Source organism: Escherichia sp. E4736, from assembly GCF_005781225.1.
Lineage (GTDB): Bacteria > Pseudomonadota > Gammaproteobacteria > Enterobacterales > Enterobacteriaceae > Escherichia.
The window spans coordinates 115,131-135,928 of record NZ_VATT01000010.1; the positions used below are offsets into that span (position 1 = coordinate 115,131).

The 20,798-nt window shown below is 42.9% G+C and carries 19 protein-coding genes; 13 read left to right on the plus strand and 6 right to left on the minus strand.

What is annotated here, in order from left to right:
- Positions 1–6 precede the first annotated feature (6 nt).
- On the minus strand, positions 7–1,284 hold the full coding sequence (waaA, locus tag FEK46_RS07315) for a lipid IV(A) 3-deoxy-D-manno-octulosonic acid transferase (RefSeq protein WP_130206723.1): 1,278 nt from the start codon (positions 1,282–1,284) through the stop codon (positions 7–9).
- A gap of 403 nt (positions 1,285–1,687) precedes the next feature.
- Here waaA and rfaQ point away from each other — a divergent pair, with 403 nt between their 5' ends.
- The 10 genes from rfaQ (at position 1,688) to FEK46_RS07365 (ending at position 11,585) form a co-directional block, all read left to right on the plus strand.
- Positions 1,688–2,758 (plus strand): lipopolysaccharide core heptosyltransferase RfaQ, encoded by a 1,071-nt coding sequence (gene rfaQ, locus FEK46_RS07320; RefSeq protein WP_130206721.1) that lies wholly within the window; start codon positions 1,688–1,690, stop codon positions 2,756–2,758.
- Positions 2,755–3,879 (plus strand): lipopolysaccharide glucosyltransferase I, encoded by a 1,125-nt coding sequence (gene rfaG, locus FEK46_RS07325; protein ID WP_135560314.1) that lies wholly within the window; start codon positions 2,755–2,757, stop codon positions 3,877–3,879. The genes rfaQ and rfaG overlap by 4 nt, the downstream gene beginning before the upstream one ends.
- Positions 3,872–4,669, plus strand: a complete 798-nt coding sequence (gene rfaP, locus FEK46_RS07330) for a lipopolysaccharide core heptose(I) kinase RfaP (RefSeq protein ID WP_130206717.1) — start codon at positions 3,872–3,874, stop codon at positions 4,667–4,669. Before rfaG ends, rfaP begins: the two co-directional genes overlap by 8 nt.
- A gap of 36 nt (positions 4,670–4,705) precedes the next feature.
- Positions 4,706–5,641, plus strand: coding sequence for an LPS core biosynthesis protein RfaS (gene rfaS, locus FEK46_RS07335; protein WP_135560313.1), 936 nt, complete (start codon positions 4,706–4,708; stop codon positions 5,639–5,641).
- 43 nt (positions 5,642–5,684) lie between these two features.
- Positions 5,685–6,764 (plus strand): lipopolysaccharide 1,6-galactosyltransferase, encoded by a 1,080-nt coding sequence (gene waaB / locus FEK46_RS07340; protein ID WP_135560312.1) that lies wholly within the window; start codon positions 5,685–5,687, stop codon positions 6,762–6,764.
- Complete coding sequence (waaO, locus tag FEK46_RS07345; protein WP_135560311.1) at positions 6,764–7,783, plus strand: lipopolysaccharide 3-alpha-galactosyltransferase; 1,020 nt, start codon at positions 6,764–6,766, stop codon at positions 7,781–7,783. The genes waaB and waaO overlap by 1 nt, the downstream gene beginning before the upstream one ends.
- Positions 7,784–7,822: 39 nt before the next feature.
- Positions 7,823–8,839, plus strand: a complete 1,017-nt coding sequence (rfaJ, locus tag FEK46_RS07350) for a lipopolysaccharide 1,2-glucosyltransferase RfaJ (protein WP_135560310.1) — start codon at positions 7,823–7,825, stop codon at positions 8,837–8,839.
- A gap of 17 nt (positions 8,840–8,856) precedes the next feature.
- On the plus strand, positions 8,857–9,555 hold the full coding sequence (gene rfaY, locus FEK46_RS07355) for a lipopolysaccharide core heptose(II) kinase RfaY (RefSeq protein ID WP_135560309.1): 699 nt from the start codon (positions 8,857–8,859) through the stop codon (positions 9,553–9,555).
- A gap of 72 nt (positions 9,556–9,627) precedes the next feature.
- Positions 9,628–10,479 (plus strand): 3-deoxy-D-manno-oct-2-ulosonate III transferase WaaZ, encoded by an 852-nt coding sequence (waaZ, locus tag FEK46_RS07360; protein WP_135560308.1) that lies wholly within the window; start codon positions 9,628–9,630, stop codon positions 10,477–10,479.
- Between the two features lie 32 nt (positions 10,480–10,511).
- Positions 10,512–11,585, plus strand: coding sequence for a glycosyltransferase family 9 protein (locus FEK46_RS07365; protein WP_135560307.1), 1,074 nt, complete (start codon positions 10,512–10,514; stop codon positions 11,583–11,585).
- A 25-nt stretch (positions 11,586–11,610) separates the two neighbouring features.
- Here FEK46_RS07365 and FEK46_RS07370 read toward each other — a convergent pair whose 3' ends face one another.
- From FEK46_RS07370 to rfaD, 4 genes are all read right to left on the minus strand, one after another.
- On the minus strand, positions 11,611–12,876 hold the full coding sequence (locus tag FEK46_RS07370) for an O-antigen ligase (protein WP_135560306.1): 1,266 nt from the start codon (positions 12,874–12,876) through the stop codon (positions 11,611–11,613).
- 9 nt (positions 12,877–12,885) lie between these two features.
- The gene (gene rfaC / locus FEK46_RS07375; protein WP_130258365.1) at positions 12,886–13,845 is read right to left on the minus strand and encodes a lipopolysaccharide heptosyltransferase RfaC; all 960 of its coding nucleotides are present in this window, start codon (positions 13,843–13,845) and stop codon (positions 12,886–12,888) included.
- Positions 13,846–13,848: 3 nt separating this feature from the next.
- Positions 13,849–14,895, minus strand: a complete 1,047-nt coding sequence (gene rfaF / locus FEK46_RS07380; RefSeq protein ID WP_130206695.1) for an ADP-heptose--LPS heptosyltransferase RfaF — start codon at positions 14,893–14,895, stop codon at positions 13,849–13,851.
- 79 nt (positions 14,896–14,974) lie between these two features.
- The gene (rfaD, locus tag FEK46_RS07385) at positions 14,975–15,955 is read right to left on the minus strand and encodes an ADP-glyceromanno-heptose 6-epimerase (protein WP_135490513.1); all 981 of its coding nucleotides are present in this window, start codon (positions 15,953–15,955) and stop codon (positions 14,975–14,977) included.
- A 213-nt stretch (positions 15,956–16,168) separates the two neighbouring features.
- Between rfaD and kbl the strand changes: the two genes are divergently transcribed.
- The 3 genes from kbl (at position 16,169) to waaH (ending at position 19,852) form a co-directional block, all read left to right on the plus strand.
- Positions 16,169–17,365: a glycine C-acetyltransferase gene (gene kbl / locus FEK46_RS07390; protein WP_064526086.1), complete on the plus strand. Its 1,197-nt coding sequence runs from the start codon at positions 16,169–16,171 to the stop codon at positions 17,363–17,365.
- A gap of 13 nt (positions 17,366–17,378) precedes the next feature.
- Positions 17,379–18,404: an L-threonine 3-dehydrogenase gene (tdh, locus tag FEK46_RS07395; RefSeq protein WP_130206693.1), complete on the plus strand. Its 1,026-nt coding sequence runs from the start codon at positions 17,379–17,381 to the stop codon at positions 18,402–18,404.
- 413 nt (positions 18,405–18,817) lie between these two features.
- A complete protein-coding gene (waaH, locus tag FEK46_RS07400) occupies positions 18,818–19,852 on the plus strand; it encodes a UDP-glucuronate:LPS(HepIII) glycosyltransferase (protein WP_130206691.1) in 1,035 nt (344 codons plus the stop codon).
- On the opposite strand, the gene FEK46_RS07405 is transcribed toward waaH, so the two are convergent.
- Positions 19,839–20,798 carry a divergent polysaccharide deacetylase family protein gene (locus FEK46_RS07405; protein WP_135490510.1) on the minus strand — a complete coding sequence of 320 codons (960 nt, stop codon included), beginning with the start codon at positions 20,796–20,798 and terminating at the stop codon, positions 19,839–19,841. The genes waaH and FEK46_RS07405 overlap by 14 nt on opposite strands.

Consider the following 20,798-nt stretch of genomic DNA (forward strand, 5'->3'; position numbering starts at 1 on the left):
ACAACCTCAATGCGTTTTCGGTGGCAGGTAAGGTTCCAGCAGTTGAAGCAGACGCTGTAGCGCGCCCTGGTTTTGATACAGCACTTCAACGGCATGACGGCCATAGAAACTACGGTAATCGGCGTCGGTGAGTAAAGAGGAAACCTCTTTCGCCAGCGACGTGGCATCGGTGACGGTAATCAGCCCGCTTGCCTGCTCCAGCCGCGCGCAAATGTCTTTAAAGTTAAAGGTATGCGGCCCCATCAACACCGGGATAGCGTGTGCGGCGGCCTCCAGCGGATTATGCCCACCGCGTTCAACCAGTGAACCGCCAACAAACGCGAGATCGGCAATACCGTACAGCAACATCAGTTCGCCCATCGTATCGCCAACCACAACCTGCGTGCTGGTGGAGGGGACTTCCCCTGAGGAGCGTGTGATATAGCTTAGTCCAGCCTGGCGGACAAGGTTAATCGCATCCGGGAAGCGTTCCGGATGACGGGGTACCAGGATGAGCAATAAATTCGGGAACTGTTGTAACAGCGCCTGATGGGCGGCAATCACTACGCTCTCTTCGCCATCATGAGTACTGGTGGCAATCCATACTGGACGATGCGGCGCCCACTGGCGGCGCAGTGTTACTGCTTTAGCGGCCAACTGTGGCGTCACTGAAATATCGAATTTCAGGCTACCGGTGACGGTGACCTGATTATTTTTTGCACCCAGCGTCACAAAGCGCGCAGCATCTTCTTCATTTTGCGCAGCAATCAGCGTAATACGGCGGAGCAAGCGACGAACAAATTTACCCAGTTTGGCGTAACCTGCGGCAGAGCGTGCAGAGAGTCGCGCATTAGCGATAACCAGTGGAATTTTACGTTTATGTAGCGCCGCAATCAGGTTAGGCCATAGTTCGGTTTCCATAATCAACACCAGTTTTGGGTCGACTTTATTCAGGAAACGGTTGAGCGCATCGGGCAGATCGTAAGGCAGATAGACGTGCTGAACATCTTTTCCAAAAGCCGATTGTACGCGCTCCGAACCAGTCGGCGTCATAGTCGTGACTGTGATTGGTAAATCAGGATAGCGATGACGCAGCGCGCGCACCAACGGGATTGCCGCCAGGGTTTCACCGACGGAGACGGAGTGCAGCATAATGCCGCCTGGTGTTAGCGGATGGCGGTAAAAACCGTAACGTTCACCCCAGCGTTTTCGATAGGCCGGAGCCTTACGTCCGCGCACCCAGAGCCGTATCCAGATTAGCGGCTGAATAAGGTAGAGAAGGGCGGTGTAAAGCAATTCGAGCATAATAAATAGCTGACTTATGGATGTGCTGGGGATTCTATGTATTTAACGGTGGCTTTACCATTACTTTTCCCGTTTTTGACTTAAATAGCTTCAGTTTGGTCTGATCTGCCGCTACATCTTCATTTTTTTTGTATTTTTATGCGATTCATTGAAACTCGGCCCCATTTTCAACTCTACATAGGCCATACCGACATTATTGATATGCTTTTTTATCTATTTGATTTTTATGATTAAAACATATTTCGTGTATAAAAATCATTCGGGTCGGATTGCTGCGAAAGAAATGATACACTAGCACGTCAAGTAAGTGCGTTATCAGTATTCAGGTAGCTGTTGAGCCTGGGGCGGTAGCGTGCTTTTTTTCTGCTTAACTTAATCAGACAATCACACAAAAGAGTCGCTAGTGGAAAAGCCATTTCGAAAAATTCTGGTCATAAAGATGCGATATCATGGAGATATGTTATTAACTACTCCTGTCATCAGTACGCTCAAGCAGAATTATCCTGATGCAAAAATCGATATGCTGCTTTATCAGGATACCATCCCTATTTTGTCTGAAAACCCGGAAATTAATGCGCTCTACGGGATAAGCAATAAAGGTGCGGGAACATTCGATAAAATTAAAAATGTGCTTTCGTTGATAAAAACTCTGCGTGCGAATAATTATGACCTGGTCATTAATCTTACGGATCAGTGGATGGTGGCGCTGCTGGTACGTTTTTTACCCGCACGGATGAAAATATCGCAACTTTATGGTCATCGGCAGCATGGCATTTGGAAAAAAAGCTTCACACACTTAGCGCCAATACACGGCACACATATTGTTGAGCGTAATTTATCGGTCCTTGAGCCATTAGGTATTACCGATTTCTACACTGACACAACAATGAGTTACGCCGAAGATTGCTGGAAGAAGATGCGCCAGGAATTAGATGCCCTGGGCGTAAAAGATCATTATGTTGTCATCCAGCCGACAGCGCGTCAGATATTTAAGTGCTGGGATAACGATAAATTTTCTAAGGTTATCGATGCGCTGCAACAGCGAGGGTATCAGGTTGTCCTGACCTGTGGGCCTTCGGCAGATGATCTCGCTTGTGTAGATGAGATTGCACGAGGTTGCGAAACAAAACCCATTACTGGCCTTGCAGGTAAAACACGTTTTCCTGAACTAGGCGCGTTAATTGATCATGCAGTGCTTTTTATTGGTGTGGATTCTGCGCCGGGGCATATTGCGGCGGCGGTGAAGACGCCAGTTATTAGCCTCTTTGGGGCCACTGATCATGTATTCTGGCGCCCATGGACCGAGAATATTATTCAATTCTGGGCGGGGAATTATCAGAAAATGCCGACCCGGCATGAACTTGACCGCAACAAAAAATATCTTTCTGTTATTCCAGCGGAAGATGTGATCGCCGCTACGGAAAAGCTGTTGCCAGAAGATGCCCCATCAGCTGACAGGAATACACAATTATGATCGTGGCGTTTTGTTTATATAAATATTTTCCATTTGGTGGGCTTCAACGTGACTTTATGCGCATTGCATCAACAGTTGCCGCACGGGGCCACCATGTTCGAGTCTATACGCAGTCATGGGAAGGTGATTGCCCAAAAGTATTTGAGCTTATTCAGGTGCCAGTTAAGTCCCATACCAACCATGGACGCAATGCAGAATATTATGCCTGGGTACAAAATCATCTCAAAGCGCATCCCGCTGATCGCGTTGTTGGGTTTAATAAGATGCCAGGTCTGGATGTTTATTTTGCCGCTGATGTTTGTTACGCCGAGAAAGCTGCGCAAGAAAAAGGTTTTTTATATCGTTTAACATCACGATATCGCCATTATGCCGCATTTGAGCGAGCGACTTTCGAGCAGGGTAAATCGACGAAACTTATGATGCTGACCGATAAGCAAATCGCCGATTTCCAGAAGCATTATCAAACTGAATCTGAACGTTTTCAAATTCTTCCTCCCGGTATTTATCCGGACAGAAAATACAGCGAGCAAATCCCAAACAGTCGTGAAATTTATCGCCAGAAAAATGGCATAAAAGAGCAACAAAACTTATTACTGCAGGTTGGATCAGATTTTGGTCGTAAAGGTGTTGATCGCTCAATTGAAGCTTTGGCATCGTTACCGGAATCATTACGTCACAATACGCTTTTATTTGTTGTTGGTCAGGATAAACCGCGGAAATTTGAAGCGTTGGCAGAAAAACTCGGCGTGCGGAGCAATGTGCATTTCTTCTCCGGTCGCAATGATGTGTCAGAATTAATGGCAGCCGCTGATTTATTACTGCATCCCGCTTATCAGGAAGCCGCGGGTATCGTTCTTCTTGAAGCGATCACTGCTGGATTACCTGTTTTAACAACTGCAGTATGTGGGTATGCGCATTATATTGCAGATGCCAATTGTGGAACGGTCATTGCTGAACCTTTCTCCCAGGAACAATTAAATGAGGTTTTACGTAAAGCGTTAACTCAGTCTCCATTACGAATGGCCTGGGCGGAGAATGCTCGCCATTATGCCGATACTCAGGATTTGTATAGCCTGCCAGAGAAAGCCGCAGATATCATTACAGGTGGTTTAGATGGTTGAATTAAAAGAGCCGCTTGCCACACTTTGGCGTGGTAAAGATGTTTTTGCAGAAGTCAAAGAACTGAACGGCGAGGTCTTTCGTGAACTCGAGACGCGTCGCACATTACGCTTTGAGCTGTCCGGGAAAAGCTATTTTCTTAAATGGCACAAGGGGACGACATTAAAAGAGATTGTAAAAAATCTACTCTCATTACGGATGCCCGTTTTGGGCGCAGACAGAGAGTGGCACGCTATTCATCGCCTGAGTGATGTTGGCGTTGATACAATGAAGGGCATTGGGTTTGGTGAGAAAGGTTTAAACCCATTAACCCGTACATCATTTATTATTACCGAAGATCTCACTCCCACGATTAGCCTTGAAGATTATTGTGCTGATTGGGCAGTCAACCCGCCTGATATACGTGTAAAGCGTATGCTGATTACACGAGTGGCAACCATGGTGCGTAAAATGCACGCCGCAGGGATAAATCACCGTGACTGCTACATTTGCCACTTTTTACTTCATTTGCCATTTACTGGCCGGGAAGATGAATTAAAAATTTCGGTTATCGATCTGCATCGGGCACAGATACGTGCAAAAGTACCGCGTCGTTGGCGCGATAAAGACCTGATTGGTTTGTATTTCTCATCAATGAATATAGGGCTGACGCAGAGAGATATCTGGCGATTTATGAAGGTTTATTTTGGTATGCCTTTACGTAAGATATTATCTCTTGAACGGAATTTATTGAACATGGCAAGTGTTAAGGCCGAGCATATTAAAGAGCGAACACAACGCAAAGGATTATAAAAATATTTATCAGTATGTACTGGAACTAACTTCATTATGACTATTTATTTTATAAACTGGATTGCAGATTATGAATTAAGAATGATCCAGTACCTGAAAAAAAAGTACAAGATAAAAAATATAACAACACCAAAAAAATACAACTGGGTTAATAAGAAAATTTTGAAATTAGGGATGGATAATGCATGGCTGGGGCGATTATTCATCAAGCATTACCTCAATGATATCAGAAAAGATGACATAATTATATTTAATGACAGTGTTATTAATAAAGGTATCAATAAACAAATATTAAAAAACATTAACTGTCATAAAGTTTTGCTTCTAAGAAATACTGTCAGCGAAGATTTTATTTTTGATAACACTAATTATTTTGATATTATCTATGATTTTGAGCATAGATTTATAGGGAATGAAAAGACCAAGGCAATAGAACAATTTTTTCCTATAGGAATGGATGAAATTAGAAATTATAGTTTATCTGACAAAAATAACAGTCAGCCAATATGTTTTTTTCTTGGTCGTGATAAAGGACGTCTTCAAATAATTAATGAATTAGCCGATAGATTAACAACACTAGGATGTAAGTTAGATTTTAATGTTGTCAAAGATAAAACATCATCTCCGACTTCAAAGTATTTGATTGAAGAACAAATACCGTATGAAGAGAATATTAGAAGAACATTAAATGCTAATATAATTGTTGATATAACTAAAGAAAACCAATCTGGCTGGACTCTTCGTATACTTGAGGCACTATTTTTCAATAAAAAATTAATTACTAATAATATAAATATACTTGGTTCAGAAATCTATAGTGAGTCTCGCTTTTTTATAATAGGTCATGATGATTGGGATAAGTTAGAGTATTTTATTAACTCATCTGTTAAACCAATGGATTATGATAGTTTATATAAATTCAGCCCTGATAAAATGATGTCAACAATTGTTTCTGATTTTATAGAAAAATAAAATCATTAAAATAGTGAGCTTTACTCAATTAATGAGAGTTTCAATGAAAATAGCATTTATCGGCGAAGCTGTTTCTGGATTTGGCGGCATGGAAACAGTCATTCGTGATGTTATTACTACCTTCAGGCAACAACATATCCAAAGTGAAATGTTTTTCTTTTGTCGTAATGACAAAATGGATAAGGGATGGCTGGAAGGTATTAAATACTCATGTTCATTTTCCAATATTCGTTTAGGTTTTTTGCGTCGGGCGAAACATATTTATGCTCTAAGTAAATGGCTTCAGGAGTACCAACCAGATATCGTTATTTGTATTGATGTGATCTCCTGCCTGTTTGCCGCCAAAGCACGTAAAAAATCAGGAATTAATGTGCCAGTATTTTCATGGCCACATTTTTCTTTAGATCACAAAAAACATGCTGAATATATCACCTGTGCCGACTATCATTTAGCAATCAGCTCTGGCATTAAACAGCAAATGATTAATCGGGGTGTAGCAGAATCGACGATAAATGTTATTTTTAATCCAGTCGAAGCTAAAGACACAGTCATTCCTGCGCCTGAGGAAGGCGAAACGGCAACGTTCATTTATGTTGGGCGTATGAAATTCGAGGGCCAGAAGCGAGTTAAAGACCTCCTTGATGGCTTATCACAAGCGCAAGGTAACTGGAAACTCCATGTATTGGGTGATGGTTCCGATTTCGAAAAATGCCAGGCTTATAGTAGAGAACTAAATATTGATGATCGAATTGTCTGGTATGGTTGGCAACAACATCCCTGGGAATTGGTCCAGCAAGATATTAAAAAGGTGAGTGCGTTATTGCTCACGTCATCTTTTGAAGGTTTCCCAATGACCCTACTTGAAGCCTTGTCATGGGGAATTCCTTGTATCAGTGCCGATTGTGTCTCCGGGCCTGCTGACATTATTCAACCTGATGTCAATGGTCATCTGTATCAACCGGGAGATATTGCTGGTTTTGTAACGCTTCTAAATAAATATATAGCAGGTGAAATTCATATCGAACATGAAAAAATTCCTGCGTCGATCGATAAGTATTACCAATTGAAGTATTACGATAGATTACATGAATTAATTATTTCTGCTATTTCCCGGAGGAAATAATGCAGCAGGTGTTTTTCCAGGAAACTGAGTTTCTTAATTCAGTTATTGATTATAATCATAAAGTAGAAACAGAAAATCTTTGTCTGGACATCGCTTATGGGACTGACAAAAATTTTCTATTTGGTTGCGGAATTTCGATTGCTTCAATATTAAAGTGTAATGAAGGAAGTCGATTGTGTTTCCATATTTTTACTGACTATTTTGGTGATGATGATCGTAAGTATTTTGATGCCCTGGCGCTGCAGTATAAAACCAGAATTAAAATATATCTGATTAATGCTGATCGACTCCGCTCATTGCCTAGCACTAAGAACTGGACTCATGCAATATATTTTCGCTTTGTTATTGCAGATTACTTTATTAATAAGGCGTCTAAAGTCCTTTATCTGGATGCAGATATCATTTGTCAGGGGACTATTGAGCCACTAATTAATTTCTCATTTCCTGACAATAAAGTCGCAATGGTTGTTACAGAAGGGCAAACTGACTGGTGGGAAAAACGCGCACATTCGTTAGGTGTTGCGGGAATTGCTAAAGGTTACTTTAACTCCGGTTTTTTATTGATTAATACTGACCAATGGGCTGCTCAGCAGGTTTCTGCACGAGTCATTGCAATGCTAAATGATCCAGAAATAGTCAAAAAAATAACACATCCTGATCAGGATGTATTAAATATGTTGCTGGCAGACAGACTTATTTTTGCTGATATAAAATATAACACCCAGTTTAGCTTAAACTATCAACTCAAAGAAAGTTTTACAAACCCAGTAACCAACGATACTATTTTTATCCACTATATCGGTCCAACCAAGCCCTGGCATGATTGGGCCTGGGATTATCCTGTATCACAAGCCTTTATGGAGGCAAAAAATGCTTCGCCATGGAAGAGTACGGCGTTGCTGAAACCGAACAATAGCAATCAATTAAGATATAGCGCAAAACATATGCTTAAAAAGCATAGATATCTAAAAGGATTTAGCAATTATCTTTTTTATTTTATTGAAAAGATAAAGCATTAAAACTGGGAAACTATAAAGTAATGATATAAGGGTAGCATTGTGGACTCATTTCCTGCCATAGAGATAGATAAAGTTAAAGCCTGGGATTATCGGCTAGTTAATATAAATACTTCTGAATGTTTAAATGTTGCCTATGGTGTCGATGCTAATTATCTTGATGGTGTAGGTGTTTCCATCACATCAATTGTGCTAAACAATCGAAATATTAATCTTGATTTTTATATTATTGCTGATGTTTATAATGATGGTTTTTTTCAAAAAGTCGCAAAGCTTGCAGAGCAATACCAATTAAGAATCACGCTATATAGAATTATCACTGATAAGCTCCAGTGCTTGCCTTGTACACAGGTCTGGTCAAGAGCAATGTACTTCCGTTTATTTGCATTTCAATTATTGGGTTTAACGCTTGATCGTTTGCTTTATCTTGATGCAGATGTTGTTTGTAAAGGCGATATTAGCCAACTATTGCATCTGGATTTAAACGGAGCGGTAGCTGCTGTTGTTAAAGATGTTGAGCCAATGCAGGAAAAGGCGGTATCCAGGTTGTCTGATCCTGAATTACTTGGGCAATACTTTAATTCCGGCGTCGTTTATTTAGACTTAAAAAAATGGGCTGACGCAAAACTAACAGAAAAAGCGTTGTCTATTCTTATGAGTAAAGATAATGTTTATAAATACCCTGATCAGGATGTTATGAATATCTTACTGAAAGGGATGACAATATTTTTGCCTCGTGAGTACAATACAATTTATACAATTAAAAGTGAATTAAAAGACAAAACACATCAAAACTATAAAAAACTGATTACAGAAAGTACTCTGCTTATTCATTATACAGGTGCAACTAAACCGTGGCACAAATGGGCAATTTATCCATCGGTAAAATACTATAAAATAGCTTTAGAAAATTCACCATGGAAAGATGACTCTCCACGAGATGCAAAATCAATTATTGAATTTAAAAAAAGATATAAACATCTTTTAGTACAACATAAATATATCTCAGGAATTATAGCAGGAGTCTGTTATCTTTGCCGAAAATATTACCGTAAATAACATTTAACTGGTTTATTATGATTCAGAAGAGCAAGATCAAAGACTTGGTTGTTTTTACCGATGAAAACAATTCAAAGTATCTCAATGTATTAAATGATTTCTTGTCTTATAATATAAATATCATCAAGGTTTTTCGTTCTATTGATGATACAAAAGTTATGCTTATTGATACCGATTACGGTAAATTGATTCTTAAGGTTTTTTCTCCGAAAGTTAAGCGTAACGAACGTTTCTTTAAGTCTCTGTTAAAAGGTGATTATTACGAACGCCTTTTTGAGCAAACCCAAAAAGTAAGAAATGAAGGGTTAAATACACTCAATGATTTTTATTTATTGGCTGAACGGAAAACCTTACGATTTGTCCATACTTATATCATGATCATCGAGTATATTGATGGCATAGAGTTGTGTGATATGCCTGATATTGATGATGTGCTAAAAAATAAAATTCAGCAATCAATTAATTCCTTACATCAATATGGCATGGTTTCTGGCGACCCCCATCGTGGTAACTTCATTATAAAAAATGGCGAGGTTCGAATTATTGATCTCTCCGGAAAACGTGCTTCAGCGCAGCGTAAAGCGAAAGATCGTATTGACTTAGAGCGTCATTACGGTATTAAAAATGAGATTAAAGATCTAGGCTATTATCTTTTAGTATATCGTAAAAAAATGCGCAATTTTATGCGGCGTTTGAAAGGGAAACCAGCGCGCTAAAATAGAATTACCCACAATTACTGTCTTCACCCGGACAGTTTTAAGCGGAGTTATTTATTTCACAGGTTTATCATGAAGAATATTAGATACATTGACAAAAAAGATGTTGAAAACCTGATTGAAAATAGAACATCTGATGATGTTATTATTTTTCTTTCTGGCCCCACATCGCAAAAAACACCTTTGTCAGCATTGCGAACAAAGGATATTATTGCTGTCAATGGTTCTGCGCAATATTTGTTAAGTCATAATATCGTTCCTTTCATATATGTACTTACAGATGTCCGCTTTTTACATCAGCGTCGTGATGATTTTTATAAATTTAGCCAGAGAAGTCGTTATACTATAGTAAACGTTGACGTTTATGAACACGCTTCCAAAGAAGATAAACTTTATATCCTCCAGAACTGTCTTGTATTACGGTCTTTTTACCGCCGGGAAAAAGGTGGTTTTATAAAGAAGATTAAATTTAATATTTTGAGACAGATTCACAAAGAACTGCTGATCTCTGTACCGTTGTCTAAAAAAGGTCGTCTGGTCGGATTTTGCAAGGACATTAGTCTTGGTTATTGCTCATGCCATACTATTGCCTTTGCTGCAATTCAAATAGCATATTCACTTAAGTATGCACGGATTATTTGTTCCGGTCTTGATTTAACGGGTAGTTGTTCGCGTTTCTATGACGAGAATAAGAATCCCATGCCCTCGGAATTAAGTAGGGATTTATTCAAAATCTTGCCATTTTTCCGTTTTATGCATGATAATGTAAAAGATATTAATATTTATAATTTATCAGATGATACGGCTATTTCTTACGATGTAATTCCATTTATTAAACTTCAAGATATCAGTACGGAAGAGTCAAAGGATAAGACAAGAAAAAAAATGCAATATAAAGCTTCAACTGATTCTTATGCTAATTAGTTATCCTGAAACTAAAATAATATGGTATAAAAATGCGTTTAGGAACTTTTCACAAAAAGAAAAGATTTTATATAAACAAAATCAAAATTAATTTCCTTTCTTTTTTATTTCGTAAGAAAATCAATAACCAAGTTACAGGGCCAGCACAAATTAAATCATGTCTAATCATTCATGATAATAATAAACTCGGTGATCTAATTGTATTAAGTTCGATTTATCGTGAGCTTTATAGTAAAGGAGTTAAAATAACCATTCTCACAAATAGAAAGGGTGGGGAGTTTCTCTCTAATAATAAAAATATATTTGAGTTCTGTATCAAAGAATCGACGGGTTCCCTTAAAATGCTTACTCTATGTAAGCATCTGCGGGATTTACAGTTCGATATTGTATTAGACCCCTTTGAAACAATGCCCTCATTTAATCATAGTTTAATATTATCAAGTTTAAAAGATTCTTACATTCTGGGTTTTGATCAATGGTATAAGCGTTACTATTCATTTTACCATCCCCACGATGAATGTTTAAAAGAACATATGAGTACACGAGCAACAGAAATACTGAAGCATATTTATGGTGAGGGTGAATTTTCCACCGACTACGACTTGCATTTACCTGTAGATGTTGAAAATAAAATAAAAGATTTTATTGGAAATACAAGAATAATCATCATTAACCCATTAGGTGCAAAAAAAATATGCCGACTTACCTTTGAGCAAATAAAAATTATATATCAAGAAGTGAAAGCACAGTTTGAAAATTATCGAGTGATATTTACCGGGTTACCACAAGATTTATTGACAATACCAATACCTGAAATTGAAACACTACCATTTGACGAGTTTATTTATACTGTTGCGTTGACCCGGTATAGCGATTTTGTCATTTCTGTTGATACAGCTCTTGTTCATATCGCTGCGGCTTATCATAAACCAACGCTTGCATTTTATCCTAATTCACGTACTCCGGAATATCCCTCACATTTAATTTGGGCCCCGAATAATCATCAATCTATACAAATAGTATCTCCAACATTTACGATAAAAGATATCGATACTGAAACTTTAACTGATTCAGTAAAGAGATTAAGTTGTATAGATAAGAAGTGAGTTAAAACTCACTTCTTAAACTTGTCTATTCTTGATTAATAGTATTGTTGCGATTATTAATAACGAGTAAGAGGACTATCGCGGATATAACGATAATTGGAATGCTGCGTGCCCATATGATCACATCACTGAGTCCAATCCCCACAATGCCGAGCGTTAATATCAACAAACCCAATGCGCGTTTTTTATATACTGTATAAAATAGTGAAAAATAGAGGAAAAGGGTGGAAAAAATCCCCATCAGACCTTTCAGTGACGCTGCTTCAATTATCTCATTATGTAGGTGTACGTTAGCAAAATCCAATGCCCCTCTTAGTCTATTGTTTTCTGCGACTAACAAATTCATACTTTCAGCGCGCGACTCTGCAGATCTAAATGAAAAAGGCGATTCTTTGAATAAATCAAAACCAATTTCGTACATTGCCAGTCTTGCACCTAAGGAAGTCACGCTATTAGCATTGGTATAACTGTTTAAATCATTTAATGCTTCGTTATAGCGATATTGAATTGGTTTATTAAATATAATTACAACACTGGCCAATATAGCAATTAGAAGAACAATAGCGGAAGTGAATTTTTTTGGGGATTTATTGTAATATGTAATTAGTGCAACAGCACAAATTACAGGGAAAAGGAGTAGAGTTGCTCTGGTTTGTGTCAGTGCCAGAACATAAAGTACCGCGCAACTATTTAATAAAAATAAAAAAGGATGGTTTTTTTTAGTATAAAGAATTGCAACACCACTAACTATCCCTATTAGCATTGTTGAATATGCTGCTCCTGTTGCCGCTCCTATACCAAAAGAAATGCGGTCATATTCATGAATGCTATTAGTATAAATTGCATATGCAGCAATTATAAATGACAGGGAATATAAAATGTATAACACACTTTCTTTTTTTGTTTTTAGCTGGCTAGTTAGTGCTAAAAAAACAATAAAAGATCCAAATATAAATATTTTGGCAGTATTTAAATAACTGTGGTAAGTAGCACGAAATGGAGAGTTGTCTACTTTAAACACAGAATACCAAATTAAATCAAGCAATCCTATAAAAAATATAGAAAGTGGAAGGATAAGGTTTTTTATATTATAATTTCCTTGTCTGCCACGTAAAATTAGTGATAACAAGCAAACTATAGCAGTGATATTATATATCTTTATGCTGAAAGTGTTATCGATGAATGCAATTATCAATGAAAAAAAACATAATATATAAGTCATTATCTCTAGAATCACAGATGATTTCAGAGTGTAAGGTTTCCATGAGTGAAATTTAATGAAGGTTGGCATGTTTTACCTTTATAATGATGATAATTTTTCCAAAACTGCTTGACCGTTGAGATTAATTAAACTTTTCCCCGGTGCCATGCAAACTACCTGATTCTTCCCATAACCGCCAATTAATCCCGGGTCTGTCGGCCCATAAACTGTGATATTGGGTTTATCGAGTGCCGCAGTTAAATGGCTTAATCCTGTATCGACTGACACAACAAATTTAGCTCCAGCCAGCACACGGGCAACGCCTTCCAGAGTCATCTTCGGCAGTACGTCGACATAATCAAAGCCTTCCGCCAGCCTTTTTGCCCGCTCTTCTTCATGCGGCGCTCCCCACGGTAGTTTAATTCGAATCCCTGAACCTGCCAGTAAACCAATTAATTCTCGCCAGTGCTCTTCCGGCCAGTGTTTATCATCGCGGGTGGTCGCATGAAGGAATACAGCATACTCCCCAGCATCCGGTAGTGGATTTGTCAGGAAATGCTGCGCAATAGCATAATCGCCCTGGGCCTGCGGTTTGCTATACCCAAGGCTTTTTGCAAACAGTTCACGGGTACGTTCTACAGCATGCTGCTGTTTCGCAATATGATGTTTGCGATTGTAAAACAGGCTGGCTAAAGGCTCGCGAGCGGTTTGCCAGTCCATTCCATGTTTAACGCCATGTGCTAAACGTGTCACCAGCGCTGCGCTTTTTACCAGCCCCTGGGCGTCGATAATTGCGTCATAGTTTTCCGCTTGAAGGGCTTCACGAAACGCTTTCCGTTCCGCTTTTATGGGGGCCGAGAACCAGGCTTTACGCCAGCGTCGTATCGCCACCGGAATAACCCGCTCAACGGCGGCGTGCCAGGACGGAATTTGCGCGAATCCCTCTTCCACCACCCAATCAAACTTAATCCCCGGGATTGCCTGCTGGGCATCGGTGAGTGCGGGCAGCGTATGGAGAACATCGCCCATCGACGATGTTTTAACGATCAGAACCCGCATCCGTCAGGCTTCCTCTTGTAACAATAGCGCGTTGAGTTCTTCCAACACGTGCTGGGGAGTAATGTCGATCAAGCTCTGATGATAACCCTCTGCAGCGTCACCTTTACGCACTTTGTGATAGCCGGTAATCAGGCGGATCACGCGCGCTTTATGGGAAAGCGGCGGCGTAAAGTCCGGACTGCTCGGCCCATACAGAGCAACCAGTGGACGATTGAGCGCCGCAGCAACGTGCATCAGGCCAGAATCGTTCGTGACAATGGCTTTACAGGCGGCAATCAAAATGACTGCCTGCTCAAGCTGTGTTTCCCCCGCCAGGTTCCGACACCATGCCTGCTGCTCGGTATTCAAAGCGGCAAGAATCTCATTGCCCGCCTCATGATCTTTCGCAGAGCCAAACAGAACCACCTGATAACCTTCATCAATCAGCTGCTTTGCCAGCTCTGCATAGTGGTAGTGTGGCCAGCGTTTCGCCGGGCCAAACTCCGCACCCGGGCAAAAGCCAATCATCGGACGTTCTGATGAGAGCGAAAATTGGTTACAGGCATACGATTTTTCACCTTCGCTCACCTGCAATTGCGGCCATAACAACGGTTTTGGTAGATCTTGTGCGGTACGCATTACGCCTTTGTCATAGGCCAGCGCCACATAGCGTTCCACCATTAGCGGCCAGGCTTCTTTATCGAGCACACGTACATCGTTGAGTAAACCGTAGCGCATCTCGCCGCGCCAGCCGGTGCGATGAGGAATACCCGCGAAGAAAGGCACTAATGCGGATTTGAAGGAGTTGGGTAAGACGTAGGCGCGGTCGTAGCGTTTTTCACGCAGACTATGACCCAGTTTGCGGCGTTCACCGATTTCCAGCGCCCCGTGACCGAGAGGCATCGGGATAGCTTCGTTAACTTCCGGCATCCGCGATAATAATGGACGGCACCATGCCGGTGCCATCACGTCGATTATCGCCTGGGGATAGCGCGCCTGGAGCGTGCGATAGAGACTTTGCGACATCATCATGTCGCCAACCCACGACGGGCCGATCACCAATATTTTCATTCACTTCATCCTTCAAGCTGTCTCTGCGGCGGCTGCCTGCGTTCACTCCGGTCACTTACTTTTGTAAGCTCCCGGAGATTCACTTCGTTGCCGCCTTGATACCGCTCGAATGATTTTGTGAATTTACGTTGATGTCGCGATTCAGCCAGGCCATGTATTCCGTTACACCTTCAGCAACGGTTTTGAACGGTTTGTCGTAACCCGCAGCGCGCAGATTAGTCAGATCCGCCTGAGTAAACGCCTGATAGCGGCCTTTCAGTTTATCCGGGAACGGAATGTATTCGATCTGACCTTTCTTGTGATAAGCAAGTGTTGCATCTGCTACTGCCTGGAAGGATTCCGCACGACCAGTACCGAGGTTGAAGATGCCGGAAACGCCATTTTCCAGGAACCACAGATTTACATCAGCCACGTCGCCCACGTAGACGAAGTCGCGTTTAAAGTTCTCGCTACCTTCGAACAGTTTCGGTGATTCACCGTTGTTAAGCTGGGTGTTGAGATGGAAAGCGACGCTCGCCATGCTGCCTTTATGGCCTTCACGCGGTCCATAAACGTTGAAATAGCGGAAACCAACAATCTGCGAGTTCGCTTCTGGCAGGATTTGACGAACATATTCATCAAACAGGAACTTCGAATAACCGTAGACATTCAGTGGTTTTTCGTATTCGCGGGATTCAATAAAGTCGGAGGTGCGACCGCCGTAAGTGGCTGCGGAAGAGGCGTACAGGAACGGGATTTCGCGCTCCAGACAGTAGTGCAGCAGCTCTTTGGAGTATTGATAATTGTTATCCATCATATACTTGCCGTCCCACTCGGTAGTGGAAGAGCACGCGCCTTCGTGGAAAATCGCTTCGACATCGCCGAACTCTTCGCCCGCCATAATCTGGATCAGGAAGTCTTCCTTATCCATATAGTCCGCGATGTCCAAGTCCACCAGGTTCACAAACTTGGTGCCGTCTTTCAGGTTGTCCACCACCAGAATATCGGTGATGCCTTTATCATTCAGGGCCTTAACGATGTTGCTGCCGATAAAGCCCGCGCCGCCGGTAACGATGATCATAACTGTAACCTTCGAATTATGGAGTCAGAGACAATCTCAGACACGAATACTTCTATCATATCACTACACGGCGTTGGCTTCAGCCATTCGCCGAAAGTGAGGGGGATGGACGTTATTTATTCTAAATTTTACAGAAGTGTTAACGCGTCATCTCGTCGCGAACTATAAGTTTGGGTAATATGTGCTGGAAATTGCCCTGTCTGGAGAACCGCAATGCGTGGAGAATTTTATCAGCAGTTAACTAACGATCTGGAAACCGCAAGGGCGGAAGGGTTGTTTAAAGAAGAACGCATTATTACGTCTGCGCAGCAAGCAGACATCACTGTGGCTGATGGAAGTCACGTCATAAACTTTTGCGCCAATAACTATCTCGGACTGGCGAATCATCCGGAGCTGATTGCGGCGGCAAAAGCGGGAATGGATTCTCACGGTTTCGGCATGGCTTCGGTGCGATTTATCTGCGGCACCCAGGATAGCCATAAAGAGCTTGAGCAGAAACTGGCAGCATTTCTCGGCATGGAAGATGCGATTCTCTACTCTTCCTGTTTTGATGCCAACGGCGGTCTGTTTGAAACACTGCTGGGCGCGGAAGACGCCATTATCTCCGATGCTCTGAACCATGCCTCGATCATCGACGGCGTGCGGCTGTGCAAAGCGAAACGCTATCGCTATGCCAACAACAATATGCAAGAGCTGGAAGCGTGCCTGAAAGAAGCGCGTGAATCCGGGGCGCGCCATGTGTTAATCGCCACCGATGGTGTGTTCTCTATGGATGGCGTAATTGCCAACCTGAAAGGGGTTTGCGATCTCGCGGATAAATACGACGCTTTGGTGATGGTTGATGACTCTCATGCCGTCGGTTTTGTTGGTGAAAACGGACGTGGCTCCCATGAATACTGCGATGTTATGGGCCGTGTCGATATCATCACCGGCACGCTGGGTAAAGCACTGGGCGGGGCTTCTGGTGGTTACACCGCAGCGCGTAAAGAAGTGGTTGAGTGGCTGCGTCAGCGTTCTCGTCCTTACCTGTTCTCCAACTCACTGGCACCTGCCATTGTGGCTGCTTCCATTAAAGTGCTGGAGATGGTCGAAGCGGGCAGTGAGCTTCGTGACCGTCTGTGGGCGAACGCGCGTCAGTTCCGTGAGCAGATGTCGGCGGCGGGCTTTACCCTGGCGGGTGCTGATCACGCCATTATTCCGGTCATGCTTGGCGATGCTGTAGTGGCGCAAAAATTTGCCCGTGAACTGCAAAAAGAGGGCATTTACGTCACCGGTTTCTTCTATCCGGTCGTTCCGAAAGGTCAGGCGCGTATTCGTACCCAGATGTCTGCGGCGCATACCCCTGAGCAAATTACGCGTGCGGTAGAAGCGTTCACGCGTATTGGTAAACAACTGGGCGTAATCGCCTGAGTGAGGATGTGAGATGAAAGCGTTATCCAAACTGAAAGCGGAAGAGGGCATCTGGATGACCGACGTTCCTGAACCGGAACTCGGACATAACGATCTGCTGATTAAAATCCGTAAAACAGCCATCTGCGGGACTGACGTTCACATCTATAACTGGGATGAGTGGTCGCAAAAAACCATCCCAGTACCGATGGTTGTAGGCCATGAATATGTTGGTGAGGTGGTTGGCATCGGTCAGGAAGTGAAAGGCTTCAAGATCGGCGATCGCGTTTCTGGCGAAGGCCATATCACCTGTGGTCATTGCCGCAACTGTCGTGGTGGTCGTACCCATTTGTGCCGCAACACGATAGGCGTTGGTGTTAATCGCCCGGGCTGCTTCGCCGAATATCTGGTGATCCCGGCATTCAACGCCTTCAAAATCCCCGACAATATCTCCGATGACTTAGCCGCAATTTTTGACCCGTTCGGAAATGCGGTGCATACGGCGCTATCATTTGATCTGGTCGGCGAAGATGTTCTGGTTTCTGGTGCAGGCCCAATTGGTATTATGGCCGCGGCGGTAGCGAAACACGTTGGTGCACGCAACGTGGTGATCACTGATGTTAACGAATACCGTCTGGGGCTGGCGCGCAAAATGGGCATCACTCGTGCGGTTAACGTCGCGAAAGAGAATCTCAACGACGTAATGGCAGAACTGGGCATGACCGAAGGGTTTGATGTTGGTCTGGAGATGTCCGGTGCGCCGTCAGCGTTTCGCACGATGCTGGACACCATGAATCACGGTGGCCGTATTGCGATGCTGGGTATCCCGCCGTCTGATATGTCTATCGACTGGACAAAAGTGATCTTTAAAGGACTGTTCATTAAAGGTATTTACGGTCGTGAGATGTTTGAAACCTGGTACAAGATGGCGGCGCTGATTCAGTCTGGTCTGGATCTCTCGCCAATCATTACCCATCGTTTCTCCATCGACGATTTCCAGAAAGGCTTTGATGCCATGCGTTCGGGCCAGTCTGGGAAAGTTATTCTGAGCTGGGATTAACACGAACAAGGGCTGGTATTCCAGCCCTTGAAGCTGATGGAAAACACAAAATTGCCTGATGCGCTACGGCTTATCAGGCCTACGCGGTTCCTGCAACATATTAAATTTGCACAATTTGGTATGCCGGATAAAGCGTTTACGCTACATCCGGCATAAACAAAGCGCACTTTGTCTACAATCTGAAAATCCAAAATTCCAGCCCTTTTCCCTGAGGATAATCCGTTAAATATGTAAAATCCTGTCAGTGTAATAAAGATATCGTAATTGCGCTGTTATCTTATATTGCTGCTCTCATTATCTCTCTAGCCTGAAGTTACTTTCTCACCCGTAAAAATAATATTTCACAGGCTTAATAGTTTCTTAATACAAAGCCTGTAAAACGTCAGGGTAACTTCAGAGGTCGTCGGTAATTTATGATGAACAGCACTAATAAACTAAGTGTTATTATCCCGTTATATAATGCGGGCGATGATTTCCGCACTTGTATGGAATCTTTAATCGCGCAAACTTGGACTGCTCTGGAAATTATTATTATTAACGATGGGTCAACGGATAATTCTGTTGAAATAGCAAAGCATTACGCAGAAAAACATCCGCATGTTCGCTTGCTGCATCAGGCGAATGCTGGCGCATCGGTGGCGCGTAATCGCGGGATCGAGGCAGCGACGGGCAAATATGTTGCTTTTGTTGATGCTGATGATGAAGTCTATCCCACTATGTACGAAACGCTGATGACCATGGCGTTAGAGGACGATCTCGACGTGGCGCAGTGCAACGCTGACTGGTGTTTTCGTGAAACGGGGGAAACCTGGCAATCCATTCCCACCGATCGCATACGCTCAACCGGCGTATTAACCGGCCCGGACTGGCTGCGGATGGGACTTTCTTCTCGCCGCTGGACTCACGTTGTCTGGATGGGCGTTTATCGCCGCGATGTTATTGTAAAAAATAACATTAAATTTATTGCCGGATTACATCATCAGGATATTGTCTGGACAACAGAATTTATGTTTAACGCGCTGCGTGCGCGATATACCGAGCAATCGTTATATAAATATTATCTGCATAATACGTCAGTGAGTCGGTTGAATAGACAAGGGAATAAAAACCTTAATTATCAACGGCACTATATTAAGATTACCCGACTGCTGGAGAAATTAAATCGAAATTATGCCGACAAAATTACAATTTATCCGGAATTTCATCAGCAAATAACTTACGAAGCATTGCGTGTTTGCCATGCGGTGCGCAAAGAGCCAGATATTCTTATCCGCCAACGGATGATTGCTGAGATATTTACTTCCGGCATGTATAAGCGCCTGATTACTAATGTCCGCAGCGTAAAGGTGGGTTATCAGGCATTACTGTGGTCTTTCCGCTTATGGCAATGGCGCGACAAAACACGATCGCACCATCGCATTACGCGTAGCGCCTTTAATTTGCGCTAGCGTTAAACTTCGCCGCTTCGGGCTGTTTGCCCCAGCCTTGCCACTGATGCTGGAAGTAAACGATCAGCGTGCTCTGGCTGATGCTTTCGCTTAATACTTCAAAGAAGCGATTCGCATAAACGGGTTCCAGCGGTTTTTTCGGTTTACACAGCTTCACGCCACGGAACGGATTACGCGGCGCGTTGGGCACCGTATTTTTCGGTGGCGTAGACGTATCGACCTGCGGTTCATTCAGCAAGCTGCTGGCTTTCACCAGCGTAATGTCTGGCGGCAGGTTATAAACCATCTGTTGTAGCACGCGTACCGTTGAAGGGTGAGGATGCCCGATGGCGATGGTCGAACCGTTGCGACGCGCCAGGTCAATTGCGCGATTGAACTGTACACGAATATCCGCTTCATTTTGCGAATCGTCGAGGAACACCTTCCGTTTAATAACCTTCACGCCAGTGCCTTGTGCGGCACGCATCGCCTGGGTATTACCGATGGTTACGCTGTCGAGGAAGTAAAGATTGTAACGCGCCAGCGCCTGCATCACTTTCTGCATACCAAACAGGTTAGAGGTCATCTTGCTGCCCATGTGGTTGTTGATCCCCACGGCATAGGGCACGTTATTGACCGCACTACGAATAATGCGCTCAATTTCGTCGCTGCTCATCTCCGGGCGCAGCGTGTTTTTCTCCAGCGGCTGTTTACTTAATGGTGCCATTGGCAGATGGATTAACACTTCGTGACCGCTGTTATGCGCTTTGGTCGCCATCTCTCTGGCGTGCGGTGAGTCGGGTAACACGGCGACGGAGATAGCGGAGGGCATCGCCAGCACCTGGTTTTCGTTGTGCGGGCGATAACCAAAATCATCAATGACAATGGCTAGTTTGCCAGCAAGTACGGGGGAGGAAAGCGCTAACAGAGCGGCAAATGCAAGAACGTTACGACGAAATGGAAACAA

What these genes read in the sequence shown, in the direction of transcription:
- rfaP (WP_130206717.1), top strand. Translation starts at nt 3,872, where the DNA reads ATGGTTGAATTAAAAGAGCCGCTTGCCACACTTTGGCGTGGTAAAGAT.
- rfaD (WP_135490513.1), bottom strand. Translation starts at nt 15,955, where the DNA reads ATGATCATCGTTACCGGCGGCGCGGGCTTTATCGGCAGCAACATCGTT.
- kbl (WP_064526086.1), top strand. Translation starts at nt 16,169, where the DNA reads ATGCGTGGAGAATTTTATCAGCAGTTAACTAACGATCTGGAAACCGCA.
- rfaG (WP_135560314.1), top strand. Translation starts at nt 2,755, where the DNA reads ATGATCGTGGCGTTTTGTTTATATAAATATTTTCCATTTGGTGGGCTT.
- rfaY (WP_135560309.1), top strand. Translation starts at nt 8,857, where the DNA reads ATGATTCAGAAGAGCAAGATCAAAGACTTGGTTGTTTTTACCGATGAA.
- tdh (WP_130206693.1), top strand. Translation starts at nt 17,379, where the DNA reads ATGAAAGCGTTATCCAAACTGAAAGCGGAAGAGGGCATCTGGATGACC.
- rfaS (WP_135560313.1), top strand. Translation starts at nt 4,706, where the DNA reads ATGACTATTTATTTTATAAACTGGATTGCAGATTATGAATTAAGAATG.
- FEK46_RS07365 (WP_135560307.1), top strand. Translation starts at nt 10,512, where the DNA reads ATGCGTTTAGGAACTTTTCACAAAAAGAAAAGATTTTATATAAACAAA.
- waaA (WP_130206723.1), bottom strand. Translation starts at nt 1,284, where the DNA reads ATGCTCGAATTGCTTTACACCGCCCTTCTCTACCTTATTCAGCCGCTA.
- FEK46_RS07370 (WP_135560306.1), bottom strand. Translation starts at nt 12,876, where the DNA reads ATGCCAACCTTCATTAAATTTCACTCATGGAAACCTTACACTCTGAAA.
- waaH (WP_130206691.1), top strand. Translation starts at nt 18,818, where the DNA reads ATGATGAACAGCACTAATAAACTAAGTGTTATTATCCCGTTATATAAT.
- waaZ (WP_135560308.1), top strand. Translation starts at nt 9,628, where the DNA reads ATGAAGAATATTAGATACATTGACAAAAAAGATGTTGAAAACCTGATT.
- rfaC (WP_130258365.1), bottom strand. Translation starts at nt 13,845, where the DNA reads ATGCGGGTTCTGATCGTTAAAACATCGTCGATGGGCGATGTTCTCCAT.
- waaB (WP_135560312.1), top strand. Translation starts at nt 5,685, where the DNA reads ATGAAAATAGCATTTATCGGCGAAGCTGTTTCTGGATTTGGCGGCATG.
- rfaF (WP_130206695.1), bottom strand. Translation starts at nt 14,895, where the DNA reads ATGAAAATATTGGTGATCGGCCCGTCGTGGGTTGGCGACATGATGATG.
- waaO (WP_135560311.1), top strand. Translation starts at nt 6,764, where the DNA reads ATGCAGCAGGTGTTTTTCCAGGAAACTGAGTTTCTTAATTCAGTTATT.